14 protein-coding genes are annotated in these 17,310 nt (G+C 72.3%); 1 reads left to right on the top strand and 13 read right to left on the bottom strand.

Features of this window, described 5'->3' with window-relative positions; genetic code table 11:
* Positions 1 to 3: 3 nt before the first annotated feature.
* The 13 genes from ACIQK6_RS39185 to ACIQK6_RS39125 all read right to left on the bottom strand — a co-directional run bounded on the left by ACIQK6_RS39185 (position 4) and on the right by ACIQK6_RS39125 (position 14,960).
* Positions 4 to 1,014 carry an ADP-ribosylglycohydrolase family protein gene (locus tag ACIQK6_RS39185; protein ID WP_329103535.1) on the bottom strand — a complete coding sequence of 337 codons (1,011 nt, stop codon included), beginning with the start codon at positions 1,012 to 1,014 and terminating at the stop codon, positions 4 to 6.
* Positions 1,011 to 1,739 (bottom strand): NUDIX domain-containing protein, encoded by a 729-nt coding sequence (locus tag ACIQK6_RS39180; protein WP_329103533.1) that lies wholly within the window; start codon positions 1,737 to 1,739, stop codon positions 1,011 to 1,013. Before ACIQK6_RS39180 ends, ACIQK6_RS39185 begins: the two co-directional genes overlap by 4 nt.
* Positions 1,736 to 2,815 carry an AAA family ATPase gene (locus tag ACIQK6_RS39175; protein ID WP_329103532.1) on the bottom strand — a complete coding sequence of 360 codons (1,080 nt, stop codon included), beginning with the start codon at positions 2,813 to 2,815 and terminating at the stop codon, positions 1,736 to 1,738. The genes ACIQK6_RS39180 and ACIQK6_RS39175 overlap by 4 nt, the downstream gene beginning before the upstream one ends.
* Entirely contained in the window at positions 2,812 to 3,408 is a 597-nt protein-coding gene (gene pnuC, locus ACIQK6_RS39170) for a nicotinamide riboside transporter PnuC (protein ID WP_329103530.1), read from the bottom strand. Before pnuC ends, ACIQK6_RS39175 begins: the two co-directional genes overlap by 4 nt.
* 156 nt (positions 3,409 to 3,564) lie before the next feature.
* Entirely contained in the window at positions 3,565 to 4,902 is a 1,338-nt protein-coding gene (locus tag ACIQK6_RS39165) for a pseudouridine synthase (RefSeq protein WP_329103528.1), read from the bottom strand.
* Positions 4,902 to 5,474: an SMC-Scp complex subunit ScpB gene (gene scpB / locus ACIQK6_RS39160; protein ID WP_402697250.1), complete on the bottom strand. Its 573-nt coding sequence runs from the start codon at positions 5,472 to 5,474 to the stop codon at positions 4,902 to 4,904. The genes ACIQK6_RS39165 and scpB overlap by 1 nt, the downstream gene beginning before the upstream one ends.
* A 59-nt stretch (positions 5,475 to 5,533) precedes the next feature.
* Positions 5,534 to 6,790 (bottom strand): segregation/condensation protein A, encoded by a 1,257-nt coding sequence (locus tag ACIQK6_RS39155; RefSeq protein ID WP_402697218.1) that lies wholly within the window; start codon positions 6,788 to 6,790, stop codon positions 5,534 to 5,536.
* A 400-nt stretch (positions 6,791 to 7,190) separates the two neighbouring features.
* Positions 7,191 to 7,712 carry a hypothetical protein gene (locus tag ACIQK6_RS39150; protein ID WP_329103522.1) on the bottom strand — a complete coding sequence of 174 codons (522 nt, stop codon included), beginning with the start codon at positions 7,710 to 7,712 and terminating at the stop codon, positions 7,191 to 7,193.
* The gene (locus ACIQK6_RS39145) at positions 7,697 to 8,815 is read right to left on the bottom strand and encodes a ParA family protein (protein ID WP_329103520.1); all 1,119 of its coding nucleotides are present in this window, start codon (positions 8,813 to 8,815) and stop codon (positions 7,697 to 7,699) included. The genes ACIQK6_RS39150 and ACIQK6_RS39145 overlap by 16 nt, the downstream gene beginning before the upstream one ends.
* Positions 8,816 to 9,183: 368 nt before the next feature.
* A complete protein-coding gene (gene ald, locus ACIQK6_RS39140; RefSeq protein WP_329103518.1) occupies positions 9,184 to 10,299 on the bottom strand; it encodes an alanine dehydrogenase in 1,116 nt (371 codons plus the stop codon).
* A 152-nt stretch (positions 10,300 to 10,451) separates the two neighbouring features.
* Entirely contained in the window at positions 10,452 to 12,440 is a 1,989-nt protein-coding gene (locus ACIQK6_RS39135) for a tetratricopeptide repeat protein (RefSeq protein WP_402697215.1), read from the bottom strand.
* 162 nt (positions 12,441 to 12,602) lie between these two features.
* Positions 12,603 to 13,238 carry an NUDIX hydrolase gene (locus ACIQK6_RS39130; protein WP_329108075.1) on the bottom strand — a complete coding sequence of 212 codons (636 nt, stop codon included), beginning with the start codon at positions 13,236 to 13,238 and terminating at the stop codon, positions 12,603 to 12,605.
* A gap of 84 nt (positions 13,239 to 13,322) precedes the next feature.
* Entirely contained in the window at positions 13,323 to 14,960 is a 1,638-nt protein-coding gene (locus tag ACIQK6_RS39125) for a CTP synthase (protein ID WP_327386190.1), read from the bottom strand.
* Positions 14,961 to 15,457: 497 nt separating this feature from the next.
* Between ACIQK6_RS39125 and ACIQK6_RS39120 the strand changes: the two genes are divergently transcribed.
* A complete protein-coding gene (locus ACIQK6_RS39120) occupies positions 15,458 to 17,269 on the top strand; it encodes a glycoside hydrolase family 15 protein (protein ID WP_329108073.1) in 1,812 nt (603 codons plus the stop codon).
* Positions 17,270 to 17,310: the final 41 nt, after the last annotated feature.

Raw genomic sequence — 17,310 nt, 5'->3', positions numbered from 1 at the left:
GGATCAATCGTCCCAGAGGGTGCCGTAGGCCAGGAGTTCGTCCCGGTACTCGATGCGGCCCTCCCACTCGCGGGGCCAGGCGTCCGCGCCGAGGTGGGCTCCGGCGAAGGCGCCCGCGAGACAGGCGATGGAGTCGGAGTCGCCGCGCGTGCAGGCGGCCCGGCGCAGCGCGGTCAGCGGCTCGTCGGGGAAGAGGAGGAAGCAGTGCAGGGCGGTGGCGAGGGCCTCCTCGGCTATCCAGCCGTCGCCCGTGGTCAGGCAGGGGTCGGTCTCCGGGGAGGGGGACCGCAGGGCGGCCGAGAGCCGGTCGAGGACCGCCAGGCACTCGTCCCAGCCCCGGGCGATGAAGGACTCCGCGGAGGCGTCGGACGCGGTCCGCATCCACAGGTCGCCGAGCCAGCGCTCGTGGTAGCGGGTGCGGTTCTCCAGTGCGTACGAGCGCAGTCGCCCGACGAGCCCGGTCACCTCGGTGCCCTCGGCCAGCAGGTGCACGGCCCGGGCGGTCAGGTCGGAGGCGGCGAGCGCCGTCGGGTGTCCGTGGGTGAGGGCCGACTGGAGCTGCGCGGCGCCGGCCCGTTCCTCCTCGGTCCAGTCGGGCACCAGCCCGACCGGGACCACCCGCATGTTGGCGCCGCAGCCCTTGGAGCCGATCTGGCTGGCGTCGCGCCAGTCCCGGTCCGGGGCGTTGAGCAGCCGGCAGGCCGTCATGCAGGTGCGGCCCGGGGCCCGGTTGTTCTCCGGGGAGTGGTACCAGTCGACGAACTCCTCGCGGACCGGCCGGGTCAGGCGCAGCGGCCCCACCCGGCCCCGCTCGCCGGCCGTGCGCATGCCGCGGGCCAGGGCGAGGGTCATCTGGGTGTCGTCCGTGACGATCGCCGGGCGCGGCAGGCCCATCTCCCGCCAGGGGCCCGTCTTGGCCAGGATCGAGGGCACGTCGTTGAACTCGGTCGGGAAGCCGAGGGCGTCGCCCAGGGCCAGGCCGATCATGGCGCCCGTCGCGGCTCGCTTGGTCATCGGGTGGATCCTTCCGGTCGCAGCAGGGGTGGGTGGAGGGTGGTCGCCGGGCCGGGCCGGTAGAGGGCGGCCGGTTTGCCGCGGCCGCCGGTCAGCCGGGCGGCGCCCGGTACGGCCTCGACGAAGCCCGGCGTCGCCAGGACCTTGCGGCGGAAGTTGGGTCGGTCGAGGCTGGTGTTCCAGACGGTCTCGTAGACGGACTGGAGCTCGCCGAGGGTGAACTCGGGCGGGCAGAAGCCGGTGGCCAGGCAGGTGTACTCGAGCTTGGCGCCGATCCGCTCGCGTGCGTCCGCCAGGATCACCGCGTGATCGAAGGCCAGTTCCGAGACCTCGTGCAGCGCGGTCCAGCGGGCGTGCGCCGCGTCCCCGCCACCCTCGGCCGCCGGCTCCGGCAGGTCCGGGACGAGGGCGGTGAAGGCCACGGAGACCACCCGCATCCGGGGGTCCCGGTCCGGTTCGCTGTACGTGCGCAGCTGCTCCAGGTGGAGTGCGGCCACGAGCCGGTCCGGCAGGCCGGTCTCCTCGGCCAGTTCGCGCCGCGCGGCGGTCTCGGCGGACTCCCGCGGCAGGACGAACCCACCGGGCAGCGCCCAGGCCCCGGCGTACGGTTCCTGGCCGCGCCGGATCAGCAGGACGTGCAGGGCTCCGCCGCGCACGGTGAAGACGGCCAGGTCGACCGTCACCGCGAACGGCTCGAAGGCGTAGGGGTCATAGCCGGCGGTCATCGGTTCTCCGGAAGGGGGTCGGTGAAGTGCCAGCCCTCGGCCAGCAGGGCGTCCACGGCGCGGACGGCCTCCTCCAGCCGGGCCGCCCGGTCCCCGCGCACGACGAGGAAACGCCTCCCGGTGCGCTCCAGTTCCGCCCGGAACCGCTCGGTCATCCAGGGCCGCAGGTGCTCCCCGTCCCGCAGCCCGTCGTCCTCGAAGGGCACGTCGGCGTGGTCGGTGAGCAGGTACAGGTCCCGCCGGGTGAGGTCGGCGATCCGCTCGACCTCCGCGTTGCGGCCGCCCGTGTAGCGCTCGTGCCAGATCCCGGTCGCGAAGGAGTCGGTGTCGCAGAACAGCACCGGGGAGCCGAGCCGGGCCGCGTGCTCCTCGTCCGCGTCCTGGTGGCGCGCGATGACCGGGAACTCCTGCGAGGTGAAGGACACGTCCGCCCAGGAGGCGGTCGGGTCGGCGGCGCGGGCCGCCGCCAGTTTGTCCTCGCTGTACCGGCGCCCGTACTCGGCGACCCAGCCCGTCTTGGCCCATACGCCGCCGCGCCGCCGGTAGTGGTCCGCCAGGGCCCGCGACAGCGTGGTGGTCCCGGTGGACTCCGCGCCGAGGACGACGACCCGCCGGGTCAGGGCGGCCCGGACGGCCGGTCCCAGGAACTCCCAGGAGCCGGCCGGGTCCTTGCGCACCGCCGTTCCGGACACCGGGAACAGCGTCCGTTCCCGGTCCACCAGGACCTCCTCGGCGCCGAACCGCCGGGCGAGCTCGCTGCCGTACTCCTCCGAGGTGAACACGGCGTCCACCCGTTCGGGGACCGCGCCGCGGAAGACGGCCATGTGCGCCTCCCAGATCTGCGGGTCGTGCAGGTCGACCGGGATGTCGTCCACCGCGCCGACGACCTCGGCCCCGGGGTGCGCCTCGCGCATCCAGGCGACCCGGTCGGCGAGCGGGACCGACTCCACCGAGGCCGCGCACACCAGCACGGTCAGCCGCTCGCACTGGTCCTGGGCGGTGCGCACGAGGTGGTGGTGCCCGGCGTGCGGCGGGTAGAACTTGCCGAGGACGAGGCCGTGCCCGTGCCGCCTCATGCCGTCGCCCCCGCCGCCGTACGGGCGTCCCGCGCGGGCAGGGTGCGCCGCCAGCCGAGGAGTCCGACCACGCACAGGGCGAGGAAGCCCACGTAGAGCGCGGAGGTCAGGTAGAGGCCCTTGTGGGCGTAGAGCGGAATGTAGACGAGGTCGGCGGCGATCCACAGCCACCAGGACTCGACGAGCTTGCGGCACTGCCCGTACGTGGCGACGAGCGAGAGCCCGGTCGTCAGCGCGTCCCAGAAGGGGACGGTGGAATCGGTGGCGCGGCCCAGCAGCAGGGTGAGCGCGAGCACCCCCACCGCCCCCGCCGCGGCGAGCCCGGCCCATTCGGTGCGCGTGGTGCGGCGCACCGGCAGGGCCTCGGCGGATCCTGGTCCACCCCCGTGGGTCCAGGACCACCAGCCGTAGGCGGCGAGGGCGATGAAGACGATCTGGAGCCCGGCGTCGGCGTAGAGGCCGGCCTGGGCGAAGAGCACGATGAAGAAGACGTTGTTGGCGATCCCGATCGGCCAGTTGGCCACGTGCTGCCGGGCGACCAGCCAGACGCACAGGGCGCCGGTGGCGAAGCCGAGCACCTCGGTCCAGCTCATGCTCCAACTCATGGCGACCCCCTCAGAACATTTAATGGTCAGGTTGACTATAAACAGTGGAGCGGGTCCCCGACAAGCAGAAAACCCGCGGCGCCCTGGGGCACCGCGGGTTTTCTGGGATCGGACCGGCCGCCTGCGCGGCGACCGGCCTGCGTACTAGAGGCCGACCTCGCGCATCAGCATGCCGACCTCGGTGTTGGTCAGGCGGCGCAGCCAGCCGGACTTCTGGTCGCCCAGCTCGATCGGACCGAAGGAGGTCCGGACGAGCTTCTCGACCGGGAAGCCGGCCTCCGCCATCATGCGGCGGACGATGTGCTTGCGGCCCTCGTGGAGGGTGACTTCGACCAGGTAGTTCTTGCCGACCTGGTCGACGACGCGGAAGTGGTCGGCGCGGGCGTAGCCGTCCTCCAGCTCGATGCCGTCCTTGAGCCGCTTGCCGATCTCGCGCGGCAGCGGACCGGTGATGGCCGCCACGTACGTCTTCTTCACGCCGTACTTCGGGTGCGTGAGGCGGTGGGCCAGCTCACCGTGGTTGGTGAGCAGGATGATGCCCTCGGTCTCGGTGTCGAGCCGGCCGACGTGGAAGAGCCGGGTCTCGCGGTTGGTGACGTAGTCGCCGAGGCACTGGCGGCCGTCCGGGTCCTCCATGGTGGAGACGACGCCGGCGGGCTTGTTCAGCGCGAAGAACAGGTACGACTGGGTGGCGACGGTCAGGCCGTCCACCTTGATCTCGTCCTTCGGCTGGACGCGCTTGCCCTGCTCCAGCACGATCTCGCCGTTGACCTCGACGCGGGCCTGCTCGATGAGCTCCTCGCAGGCGCGGCGCGAACCCATGCCGGCGCGGGCGAGCACCTTCTGCAGGCGCTCGCCCTCCGCCTCGGCGCCCGGGAAGGTCTTCGGGGTCTTGATCACGGGCTTGTCGGCGTACCGGTCGCGCACGCGCTCCTCGATCCGCGCGTCCAGCTCGCGCGGGCGGGACTGGCCGCTGCGGCTGCCGGGGCCGCTGCGCGGGCCGCCGGCGCCGCCGATGCCGGGGGTCTTGGAGGTCCGGGGACCGCCCTTGGCGCCACCGCGCGCCGCGGCGCCGCGGGCACCGCCGCCGCCCGCCTTGGGGCCGCTGCGTCCGCTGCGCTCGCCCTCGGGGCCTACGTCGTAGCGGCGCTCCTCGGGACGCGGGTTGCGGATGCGGGGGGCCGGCTGGTCGCGGTCGCGCGAGTCGGAGCCGCCCTGGTAGCCGCCCTGGTAGCCGCCGCCCGAGCTGCCGCCGCGGGAGCCGCCGCCCTGGTAGCCGCCGGAGCCGCCAGAGCTGCCGCCCCGGTAGCCGCCGCCGGAGCTGCCGCCACGGGAGCCGCCGGAGCCGCTGCCACCGCCGGAGCCGCTCCCGCGGTAGCCACCGCCGCCGCTGGAGGAGCCGCCGCGGGAGTTACCGCGCCCGCCGCCTCCGCCGCCGCTGTTCCTGTTGCCGCCACCGTTGCCGTTGCCGCTGCTTCGCATCAAAGTTCCGTCGTCTTGTCGTCGTCTGCATCTGTGTCCGGTGCGTCCGGATCGAACGACGGCACACCTTCTTGCGTCTCGGCTTCGATCGCGTCCGCCTCGGGGAGGAAGGGCGCGAGCTCCGGGAGCTCGTCCAGGCCGCGCAGGCCCATCCGCTCCAGAAAGTAGTTCGTCGTCCTGTACAGGATCGCACCTGTTTCGGGTTCCGTCCCCGCCTCCTCCACCAGACCGCGCTGGAGGAGGGTCCGCATGACCCCGTCGCAGTTGACTCCGCGGACCGCGGAGACCCGCGATCGGCTCACCGGCTGCCGGTACGCGACGACCGCCAGGGTCTCCAGGGCCGCCTGGGTGAGCCGGGCCTGCTGGCCGTCCAGTACGAAGCCCTCGACGGCCGGCGCGTACTCCGCCCGGGTGTAGAACCGCCAGCCGCCGGCGACCAACCGCAGCTCGAAGCCCCGGCGCGCGGCCGTGTACTCGTCGGCGAGCTCCCGCAGCGCCTGCCCGACCTCGCGCGGGGTGCGCTCCAACACCTTGGCCAGGTGCGCCTCGGTGGCCGGCTCGTCCACGACCATGAGCACGGCCTCCAGGGCCGGCTTCAGCTCCAGCGCGGCCACCGCGCTGACGTCGCCGTTCAATCCTTCGCCTCCACGATCTGGTCGAACTCGTCGGTCACGGCCGGCATGCCGTCGCCGTCCCCGCCGCTCCAGCGCACGGTGAGGGTCTGCAGCGCCTCCTCCTGATCGAGGACGACCACCTTCTCCCGGTAGAGCTCCAACAGGGCCAGGAAGCGCGCGACGACGGTGAGGGTGTCCCCGGCGTCCTCGGTGAGCTCCTGGAAGGTGGCCTCCCCGCGCGCCTTCAGCATCCGCACCACCAACCCGGCCTGCTCGCGCACGCTGACCAGGGGGGCGTGGATGTGGTCCACGTACACCTGGGGCTTGGCCCTGGGCTGCATGGCCTTCACGGCCAGCCGGGCGAACCCCTCCGGTCCGATGCTGATGACGACCTCGGGCAGCAGGTCCGCGTGGTGCGGCTCCAGACCGACCGTCCGCGGGTACCGCTTGCCCTCCGCCTCCGCGCGCCGCTCGAAGATCTCGGCGATCTGCTTGTACGCGCGGTACTGGAGGAGTCGCGCGAAGAGCAGGTCCCGGGCCTCCAGCAGGGCGAGGTCCGCCTCGTCCTCGACCTCGGCGACCGGCAGCAGCCGGGCTGCCTTCAGGTCGAGGAGGGTGGCGGCGACGACGAGGAACTCGGTGGTCTGGTCGAGGTCCCAGTCGGGCCCCATGGCGCGGATGTGCGCCATGAACTCGTCGGTGACCTTGGACAGCGCCACCTCGGTGACGTCGAGCTTGTGCCGCGAGATCAGCTGGAGCAGCAGGTCGAAGGGGCCCTCGAAGTTGGCGAGCCGCAGGGTGAACCGGCCGTCGCCGCCGGTGGGGCTCGCGGTGGCGGTGCCCTGGCCCGGATCACCGGCCGCCGCCTCGCGGGCCCGCGGGGCGTGCGGGTGCGGAGCATCAGCCGAGCCCTCGGCGTCCCGGGCTTCGGCGTCCGGGACCTCGGCTTCCCGGGCTTCGACGTCCGGGGCCGGACCGGGCTCAGGATGCTCCTGCTGCCCGTCTGCGGGCCCGGGGGAACGTTCCGGCTCGGTACCGCGCACCGCCGGCGCGGGGCTCTCAGCGGGCGCCTCAGGGGCTTCGGAGGTCTCGTGGGGGCCGTGGGCCTCGATGGTTCCGGGAACCTCGGGCGCCTCCGGGCTCTCGGGGGCTCCAGGACCTTCGCGGTCCGCTCCCGCGCCGTACGCCTCCGGTCGCCGGGACGCGTCGGGGGCGCCGGGGCCGCGCCCCAGGACGCGCCGGGTCGGTCGGCCGGATTCGGCGGGGAGGGGCATCGATGTCCAGGAGGTGCACGGGGGCGGCGGGGAGGGCCGGGCGCCGGGGCCGCGGCCACCAGCAGCCTACGGGTTCCTCCCCGCTCCCCGGCGGACCACCGCCCGACACGGCGCCGCACCGCCGGACCGGCGTTCCCCCGTCCGTACGGAGCCCCGTGCGGGCGGCTCCCGGCGACGGGGCGGAGCTCCGGAGGGGGGCGGGCCGCAGATCGTCCGGAGGCCCGGTCGCCGGGCGGACGCCCGCCGGAGCCCGGCTCCGGGAGCGCGCGCCGCGGGCCGAGCGGCGCGCAGGCGGCCCGGACGCGGCCCCGGGCGGCGGGAAGGCGGGCCGCAGGCCGAGCCAGGGCACGCGCGCGGTCCGGACGGGCCGGGGCACCGGGAGGGCGGGCCCGCAGGGCGGTCAGCGGCCGCGCAGGCGCCGTACGAGGATGCTCGCGTCGCCGCGGGACTCCAGATCGGCGAGGACGACCGCGACCGCTTCGCGGACGATGCGGCCCCGGTCCACCGCCAGCCCGTGCTCCCCGCGCAGCACCAGCCGCGCGTGTTCCAGGTCCATGAGCTCCTCGGCGGAGACGTAGACCGTGATCTTCTCGTCGTGGCGCTCGCGGCCGCTGGGGCGCCGGTTCGCGCCCCGGCCCTGCCCCTTGCCCCGGCGGCCCGCGCCGGCCGGGGCGGACCCCATGCCGCCGGCCGGTCCGGCAGAACCTTCCTGCGGTCGTCTGGGCTGCCCCACGACGGGCCCGCCGGTGTCCGCGGCCTCCCGGCCACGGCCCTCGCCCGCCGTGCCCTCGGCCGAGGTGGCCGAGTGTTCTGCGGCGGGCGTCTCCTCGACCCCGCGCCGCGGCGAGGACGACTGGAGCGCCATCCCCCCGGTCGTACGGAACAGTTCGTCGGCTCCGGGCAGACTCACTCGGCGTGACACCGGGCGAGCACCTCCCTGGCCAGCTGGCGGTAGGCGGCGGCGCCGACGGAGTTGGACGCGTACGTCGTGATCGGCTCACCGGCGACCGTGGTCTCCGGGAAGCGCACCGTACGGCCGATGACCGTGTGGTAGACGTGGTCGTCGAAGGCCTCGACGACGCGCGCCAGCACCTCGCGGCTGTGCACCGTACGGGAGTCGTACATCGTGGCGAGGATGCCGTCGAGCTCCAGCTCGGGGTTGAGCCGCTCCTGCACCTTCTCGATGGTCTCGGTCAGCAGCGCCACGCCGCGCAGCGCGAAGAACTCGCACTCCAGCGGGACGATGACCTTGTGAGCCGCCGTCAGGGCGTTCACGGTCAGCAGACCGAGCGAGGGCTGACAGTCGATCACGATGTAGTCGTAGTCGGCCAGCAGGGGCTTCAGGGCCCGCTGCAGGGTGGACTCGCGCGCGACCTCGCTGACCAACTGCACCTCGGCGGCGGACAGGTCGATGTTGCTCGGCAGCAGGTCCATGTTCGGGACCGCCGTCTTGAGCAGCACCTCGTCGGCCGACATGCCCCGCTCCATGAGCAGGTTGTAGACCGTCAGGTCGAGTTCCATCGGGTTCACGCCGAGACCCACGGACAGTGCGCCCTGCGGGTCGAAGTCGACGAGCAGCACGCGGCGCCCGTACTCGGCGAGCGCGGCACCCAGGTTGATGGTCGACGTGGTCTTGCCCACGCCGCCCTTCTGGTTGCACATCGCGATGATCTTCGCTGGACCGTGGTCGGTCAGCGGACCCGGAATCGGGAAGTACGGGAGCGGGCGTCCGGTCGGGCCGATCCGCTCACGGCGCTGACGGGCAGCGTCGGGGGCGAGGGTGGCCGCGTACTCGGGGTCCGGTTCGTACTCCGCGTCGGGGTCGTAGAAATGCCCTTCGGGCACATTGTCGTAGTCGGCGAAACCCACGGGCTTTTCGCCGCTCAGGTCGCCGGCCCTGGAGTTCACGTCTAGGCCGTCCATGCTCTTTTGGGGCGTCGTCATGTGCTGGTGGTTTGCGAAGGTGCGTACTGCGACGGAGCCGACGGCTTCGAGCCCGGTAGGGCTCTGGCCCCGCTCAGGCATCCCTGCTCGACCACCCCCAGGAGCAAATGTCGACTCATTCACAAGTCGTCTTACCTCCTCGGACGTGACCAGGACACTTATCGATAGGTCAGCGTGGCACCATGCCGACGGTTGGCGACTCTATGGCGTGTCACCGCCCAGCGGCAACACAATCCGCCGGACCCGGCACGATGTGTCGGCAACCGAACACCGCTCTGTCAAGGGCGCACGAGCTGTCGCTGCGAAGTTTCGCGGGTGTGCGAAAGGGTTAAAGGGTTACGTTCGAGGCGAGTTGAGCGGGGGCTCGGGGCGCCGCGCAAACGCGGCCGGCCGGACCTTGCGGGCAAGGTCCGGCCGGATACGTGAGATTGACGTCAGTCGTTGACGTGTCAGCCGAGCAGCGTGCTCAGCTCGAGGGTCTCGAGGCCGTGGGCCTCGGCGACGGGACCGTAAACGACCTGGCCGTCATGGGTGTTGAGGCCCAGCGCGAGCGCGGGGTCACGACGCAGCGCCTCGACCCAGCCGAGGTTCGCGAGCTGCACGATGTAGGGCAGCGTGGCGTTCGTCAGCGCGTAGGTGGAGGTGTTCGGCACCGCGCCCGGCATGTTGGCGACGCAGTAGAAGACCGAGTTGTGGACCTGGAAGGTCGGCTCGGCGTGAGTGGTCGGACGGGAGTCCTCGAAGCAGCCGCCCTGGTCGATCGCAATGTCGACAAGGACACTTCCGGGCTTCATCTTGGCGACGAGCTCGTTGGTGACCAGCTTCGGGGCCTTCGCACCCGGGATCAGCACCGCGCCGATGACGAGGTCGGCCTCGACGACGGCCTTCTCCAGCTCGTAGGCGTTGGAGACGATCGTCTTGATCTTCGTACCGAAGATCTTGTCGGCCTCGCGGAGCTTGTTGATGTCGCGGTCCAGCAGGGTCACGTGGAAGCCCATGCCGATGGCGATCTGCGCGGCGTTCCAGCCGGAGACGCCGCCGCCGATGACGACGCACTCGCCGGCGTGGGTGCCGGGGACACCGCCCGGGAGGACGCCGCGGCCGCCGGCCGAGCGCATCAGGTGGTAGGCGCCGACCTGCGGGGCCAGCCGGCCCGCGACCTCGGACATCGGGGCGAGCAGCGGCAGCGCGCGGTTGGCGAGCTCGACCGTCTCGTACGCGATGGCGGTGGTGCCGGACTCCAGCAGGGCGTCCGTGCACTCGCGGGAGGCCGCCAGGTGCAGGTAGGTGAAGAGCGTCTGGTCCTTGCGGAGGCGGTGGTACTCCTCCGCGATGGGCTCCTTGACCTTGAGCAGCAGGTCGGCGGTGGCCCAGACCTCGTCGGCGGTGCCGAGGATCTCGGCACCGGCCGAGACGTACTCGGCGTCCGTGATCGAGGAGCCCACACCGGCGTTCTGCTCGATGAAGACCTGGTGGCCGCTGCGGACCAGCTCATGCACGCCGGCGGGCGTGATGGCGACCCGGAACTCGTTGTTCTTGACCTCGCGGGGGATGCCGACCTTCATCGTCGATCACGGTCCTTGGCTCAGGGGATATTACGGGGCACTTCCATACATACCCGCCCACAAGAACGCGCAACGGGATGCACCACGGGAAGCCGCGGTGAACCCAGTCTAATGAAGGATGAGTCGCTGTCTAGCCTTGCAAACCAATAATCTTAGTCGGAAGCACTACGGATTTCGCAGGCTGCGGGGTCATCTCCCAGCAATCTGTCGGCTGCGGAGCGGTGCAGCCTGGCAGCTGCGGGGTCCCCCAGCCTGTCCAGCGTGTCGGCCAGCCGGACCTGCAGTGCGGCCTGAAGTCGCTGGTCACCCGCCCGGCGGGCCAGCTCCACCGCCTCACGGCAGGTGTGCAGGGATTCCTCGGGCCGGCCGGCGTACTCCTGGACCCGCGCCATCTCGCTCAATGCCTTTGCCTGACCGGGCACATCGGCGAGCTTCCGGTAGCCCGCGGCGGCCGCCCGCCAGCTGCGCAGCGCGTCCCCGTACCGCCCCGCGTAGGTGTGGACGTTCCCGAGCCGCCCGTACAGCCGGGCCTCGTCCGCGCGCTCGCCCCGTGCGAGGGCTTGGGAGAGCGCCCGGCCGAACCAGTCGGAGGCCCGGTGCCAGTCCGCCAGCTCCTGGTAGGCACCCCCTACGGATTCCATCGCGCGGCCCGTCGCGTACGGATCGCCCGCCGCCCGTCCGGCGTCCAGCGCGGCCCGGTAGCGCTCCAGGGCCTCCTGGGTACGGCCGGTCGAGGCGTCCAGGTCGGCCAGGTTCAGCAGCGCGGCGGCCTGCTCCCGGTGCAGGTGACGGCGCTCGGCCACGTCCAGGACCAGGCGGTGCAGCCCGTACAGCTCGGGGGCGGCCCCGGCCGTGCCCCGGTGGTCCGCCAGCGCCCGCACGAGGGCCGCGACCAGTCGGCGGGCCAGCGTGTCCAGCCCGCCGTCGGCCACGGCCAGCGAGGCGGCCGCGGTGAGCGCGGGCAGCCGGGTGTCCAGCCAGGTGGCGGCGGCCCGTCGGTCGGGGAAGCGCAGGGCGCGCGGCAGGCCGTCCAGCAGCTCGCGGAGGTCGTCGTCCACGGCGGCGTCCACCCCGGGCTCCTCGGCCTCGGCCATGGCCCGGCAGGAGTGCAGCAGCCGTACGGTGCGCTCGAACATCCGGGCCCGGGCCAGCTGGACCTCGGCGGGGCGCTCCTTGGCTTCCAGGAGCGCCTGGAGCAGCGGCGCGAGGCAGCCGGGCAACAGGAAGAGGCCGTCGCCGGCGGGGCGGACGAGGCCCAGCCCGGCGAAGTCGTCCAGGGTGGACTGGGCGGCGGCGACGGAGCAGCCGGCGAGGGCGGAGGCGGTGTGCGAGTCGACGATGCCGGCCGGCGCGAGCGGCAGCAGCCGCAGGGTCCGCTGGGCGGGCTGCGGCAGGGACTCGTAGACCAGTCGGAAGCCGCGGGCGAGCGGGCCGCCGGTGGTGGCCGGCATGTCGTGGAGCTGCTTGGCCACGTCGGCGACGGCGGCCTTGGGGTGGGCGGCGAGCCATCCGCCGACGAGGACGAGCGCGGCGGGCTGGCCCCCGCACTCCTCGGCGAGGGCCTCGGCGGCCCGGGGGTCGGCGGTGACCCGGGTGTCGCCGATGCGCTGGACGAGCAGTTCCACGGCGGAGGGGGTGTCGAGTCCGCCGAGGGTGCAGGGCCGGACGTCGGGGATCCCGGTGAGCGGCCCTTCGGCGGTGACCACGACGAGGCACTCGGGGGTGTCCGGCAGCAGGGCGTCCACCTGCTGGGGATCGGCGGCGTCGTCGACCAGGATGATCGCCCGGCGGCCTTCGAGGGCGGTGCGCAGCGCGGAGCTCAGTTCGTCCTCACCGGCCCCGGGCGGGGTGGGCCGCCCCAGTCCCTCCAGCAGGCTCCGGACGGCCCGCTCGGTGGCCACGGTGTCCCCGCCGGGGGCGGTGAGTCGGGTGCGGAGCACTCCGTCGGGGTACTCCTCGGCGACCTCGTGCACGAAGGCCTCGGCGAGGGCCGTGCGCCCGGAGCCCGGCCGCCCGGCGACCAGCAGGACCCGGGCCCGGGGCGCCTTGGCCTTGCGGCCGGAGAGGGTGTCGAGCCCGGTCCGCGCGATGTCCTCGCGCAGCTCCTTGAGCTCACGCCGCCGCCCGACGAAATCCGCCACGGATCCGCTCCTCTCCCTGCCACCGGATTGCGAGCGTAGTTCACGCAGAGCGACGACCCGGGTGGAGCGTGGCGGACAAATCCCCCGATCGGATCAGCAGATGGACCTATTTTTCACTCGCCGCTCGCGCGGTGCGCGCGGCCGGGACCGCGCGGACGTGCCCTACGCCTCGTAGGGGCGGGCCGGCCAGGGGGCGAGGGCCGGGCGCAGGGCCTCGATGCCGCCTTCGGAGGCGAGGGCCGCGGCGAGGGCCAGCACTCCGGTCACCAGCCCGGGGTTGTGCAGTTCGCCCGCCAGGACCCCGCGGACCAGGTCCGCGAGCGGAACCCGGGCGATCTCCATGTCCGCCTCCTCCTCGGAGACCTCGTACCGCTCCCCCTCGGCCTCTGCCAGATCCCGTGCGAGGAAGATCCGGACGGCCTCGTCGGATCCGCCGGGCGAGGTGAAGAAGTCGGCCAGCACCCGCCACTCGCCCGCCTTGGCGTGCGCCTCCTCGTACAGCTCCCGCTGGGCCGCGTGGAGCGGGTTCTCGCCGGGTACGTCCAGCAGCCCGGCCGGGAGCTCCCACAGCCGGTGCCGCACCGGGTGGCGGAACTGCTTGAGGACCAGCACCCGCTGTTCCTCGTCGAGGGCGAGGACGCACACCGAGCCCGGGTGCACCTGGTAGTCGCGGCGCACCACCGAGCTGTCGGGCATCCGGACCTGGTCCGAGCGGACGGACGTCTTCGCGCCCTCGAACGGGGTCCGCGAGGCGACGACCTCCCACGACTCCGGTGTGTCCACGATGTCGTTGCCCATGGCCATGGCCGATACCTTCCCCGAGAAACGCGACAGCCGGGACACGATCCGTGTCCCGGCTGCCTACGTTATGCGGTCAGGCTCTCACTTCGCGGACTGCTGCCGCTCCACGGCAGCCTTCACCAGGCCGGCGAACAGCGGGTGCGGACGCGTCGGGCGCGAGCGCAGCTCCGGGTGGGCCTGGGTGGCCACCAGGTAGGGGTGCACCTCGCGCGGGTACTCGACGTACTCGACGAGCTTGTTGTCCGGGGAGGTGCCGGAGAAGACGAGGCCCGCCTTCTTCTCCAGCTCGCCGCGGTAGGCGTTGTTGACCTCGTAGCGGTGGCGGTGGCGCTCGTCCACGTAGGCCTCGTCGCCGTAGACCTCGCGCACGATGGAGCCCTCGGCGAGCTTCGCCGGGTACATGCCCAGGCGCATGGTGCCGCCCAGGTCGCCCGCGCCCTCGACGAAGGCCAGCTGCTCCTCCATGGTCGAGATGACCGGGTGCGGGGTGGAGGCGTCGAATTCGGTGGAGTTGGCGTCCTCGATGCCCGCGAGGTTGCGCGCGGCCTCGATGACCACGCACTGCAGGCCCAGGCACAGGCCGAGCAGCGGGATCTTGTTCTCGCGGGCGTAGGTGATCGCGCCGACCTTGCCGTTGACGCCGCGGTCGCCGAAGCCGCCGGGCACGCAGATCGCGTCCACGTCGCCGAGCACCGCCGCCGCGCCGGCCGGGGTCTTGCAGTCGTCGGAGGTGACCCACTTGATCTGGACCCGGGCCTTGTTGGCGAAACCGCCGGCGCGCAGCGCCTCGGTCACCGACAGGTAGGCGTCGGGCAGGTCGATGTACTTGCCGACGAGCGCGACCTTGACCTCGTGGTCGGGGTTGTGGACCCGGTCGAGCAGGTCCTCCCACACCGTCCAGTCGACGTCGCGGAACGGCAGGTCGAGCTTGCGCACGACGTACGCGTCCAGGCCCTCGGTGTGCAGGACCTTGGGGATGTCGTAGATCGACTTGGCGTCGATCGCCGCGACCACGGCCGCCTCGTCCACGTCGCACATCAGCGAGATCTTGCGCTTGATGGAGGTGGGGACGTCACGGTCGGCGCGCAGCACGATGGCGTCGGGCTGGATGCCGATGTTGCGCAGGGCCGCGACCGAGTGCTGGGTCGGCTTGGTCTTGAGCTCACCGGAGGGGCCGATGTAGGGGAGCAGCGAGATGTGCACGACGAAGACGTTGTCGCGGCCGACCTCGTGGCGGACCTGGCGGACGGTCTCCAGGAACGGCAGCGACTCGATGTCGCCGACGGTGCCGCCGACCTCGGTGATGACGACGTCGACGTCGTCGGTCGCCATGCGGCGGATGCGGTGCTTGATCTCGTTGGTGATGTGCGGGATGACCTGCACGGTGTCACCGAGGTACTCGCCGCGGCGCTCCTTGGCGATGACCGTGTTGTAGACCTGGCCGGTGGTGACGTTGGCCGAGCCGTCGAGGTCGACGTCGAGGAAGCGCTCGTAGTGGCCGATGTCCAGGTCGGTCTCGGCGCCGTCGTTGGTGACGAACACCTCGCCGTGCTGGAACGGGTTCATGGTGCCGGGGTCGACGTTCAGGTAGGGGTCGAGCTTCTGCATCGTGACCCGCAGACCGCGCGCCTTCAGCAGCGCACCCAGGCTGGAGGCCGTCAGGCCCTTGCCGAGGGAGGAAGCGACACCCCCGGTGACGAAGATGTGCTTGGTCGTCATGGCTGTGCTGTTTCGAAAAGCAGCGGGCGGCGTCGCCAAGAGGGGGCTCCCGTGGTCGCGAGGTGAGGTGCGTCCGGCGCCGGCCACCGTCGATCCGGAAGGGTCTCAGGGGGCGCCGAAGCTGCGGTTTCGGGGCTCCTGATTCGCACAGGCAGACCACCGGTCCACGGGGTACCAGCCTATCAGCGCCCGGAGCGGTCCGCCTCCGGGCGCGCGGCGCACGCGCCCGGCCCGGGGGCGGCGAAGTGCGCCGGGGCGGTATCGCCGCTGCTCACCCGTTCGGCCCAACCGCATTCTCCACAGGCTCACGGAGATCACTAGGGTGCCGTCATATCCTGCTCGGATATTGCACACATCACCGCCGGGCAGTCCGTCAGACGGCCTAACCGAGCCGATATACGGAATCATGGGCTCACGCGGGGATCCCTGCACACAGGTGACCGCGCAACCGCGCAATGCAAGCGCCCTTCGGGGCGGACGTGGCCGTTCGACTGGAGATGCACGTGTCCGGGCGCATCGAGGATTACGCACTGATCGGGGACATGCAGACCGCAGCACTGGTCTGCCGGGACGGAGCCGTGGACTGGCTGTGCCTGCCACGCTTCGACTCGCATGCCGTGTTCGCGAGCATTCTCGGCACCGAGGATCACGGGTTCTGGCGGATCGGCCCGGCGTTCCCGGAGGGCACCGAGGCCCCGCGCGCGACCCGCCGCCGCTACCGCGGTGACTCGCTCGTGCTGGAATCGGAGTGGGACACCCCGCGCGGCAGGGTCCGCGTGATCGACTTCATGCCGCCCCGAGAGGATCACGCGCCGCAGCTGATCCGCATCGTGGAGGGCGTCAGCGGGCGCGTGCCGATGCGCTCGGCACTGCGCATGCGTTTCAGCTACGGGCGGGTCGTGCCGTGGGTGCACCGGGTCGACGGGCGCACCGTGGCCGTGGCCGGCCCCGACTCGGTCTGGCTGGACTCCGACGCGCAGACCTACGGCGAGGACCTGACCACGTACTCCGACTTCACCGTCGGCCCCGGCGACCGGAAGGCCTTCAGCATCAGCTGGCAGGCCTCGCACCGCGACGCGCCCGAAACCCCCGACGCCGAAGCGGCCCTGGAGTCGACCACCGACTTCTGGCGCGAGTGGGTCGACCAGTGCACCTACCACGGACCGTACCGGGAGGCCGTGATCCGCTCGCTGATCACCCTCAAGGCGCTCACGTACGGCCCCACGGGCGGGATCGTCGCCGCGCCCACCACCTCCCTCCCCGAGGAGATCGGCGGGGTCCGGAACTGGGACTACCGCTACACCTGGCTGCGGGACGCGGCCATCACCCTCTCCTCGCTGCTGCGCACCGGATACCGCGAGGAGGCCCGGGCCTGGCGCGAGTGGCTGCTGCGCGCGGTCGCCGGCGACCCGGAGAACCTGCAGATCATGTACGGGATCGCGGGCGAGCGGGAGCTCGGCGAGACCGAGCTGGACTGGCTGCCCGGTTACGAGAACTCCCGCCCGGTCCGCGTCGGCAACGGCGCCGCGGGCCAGCTCCAACTCGACGTGTACGGCGAGGTCACCGAGGCCCTGCACCTGGGCCACATGACCGGGCTCGCCCGCAGCGACTACGCCTCGCTGCTCCAGCTCAAGCTGATCCGCTACCTGGAGACCCACTGGGACCAGCCGGACGAGGGCATCTGGGAGGTGCGCGGCCCGCGCCGCCACTTCGTGCACTCGAAGGTGATGGCCTGGGTGGCCGTGGACCGCACGATCAAGCTGATCGAGAGCGGCGACGCGGACGGCCCGCTGGAGCGGTGGCGCGAGCTGCGCGACGAGATCCACCAGGACGTGTGCGAGAAGGGCTACGACAAGGAGCGCAACACCTTCACCCAGTCGTACGGGTCGAAGGAACTGGACGCCTCCCTGCTGCTGATTCCGCAGATGGGCTTCCTGCCGCCGGACGACAAGCGGGTCATCGGCACCATCGAGGCGATCCAGCGCGAGCTGTCCACGCCCGACGGTTTCATCCTGCGCTACCCGACGGCGGGCGAGGAGGCCGGCGTGGACGGCCTGGAGGGCGACGAGGGAGCCTTCCTGGCCTGCTCGTTCTGGATGGCCGACGACCTGGCGATGATCGGCCGGGTGGACGAGGCCCGGCGGTTGTTCGAGCGGCTGCTGTCGCTCCGCAACGACCTGGGCCTGCTCGCGGAGGAGTGGGACCCGCGGCTCCAGCGGCAGGTGGGGAACTTCCCGCAGGCCTTCAGTCACGTTCCGCTGATCGACACGGCCCTGCGGCTGACGGCCAGCGGGGCGTACGGCGGCTGATACCGGTCGACCCGCCGGGGCCGCGGACCTTCTCGCCGCGC

Source organism: Streptomyces sp. NPDC091682 (assembly GCF_044756625.1).
Classification (GTDB): domain Bacteria; phylum Actinomycetota; class Actinomycetes; order Streptomycetales; family Streptomycetaceae; genus Streptomyces.
The sequence above is the reverse complement of the archived record's forward strand: the minus strand, read 5'-3'. Positions and strand labels throughout refer to the sequence as shown.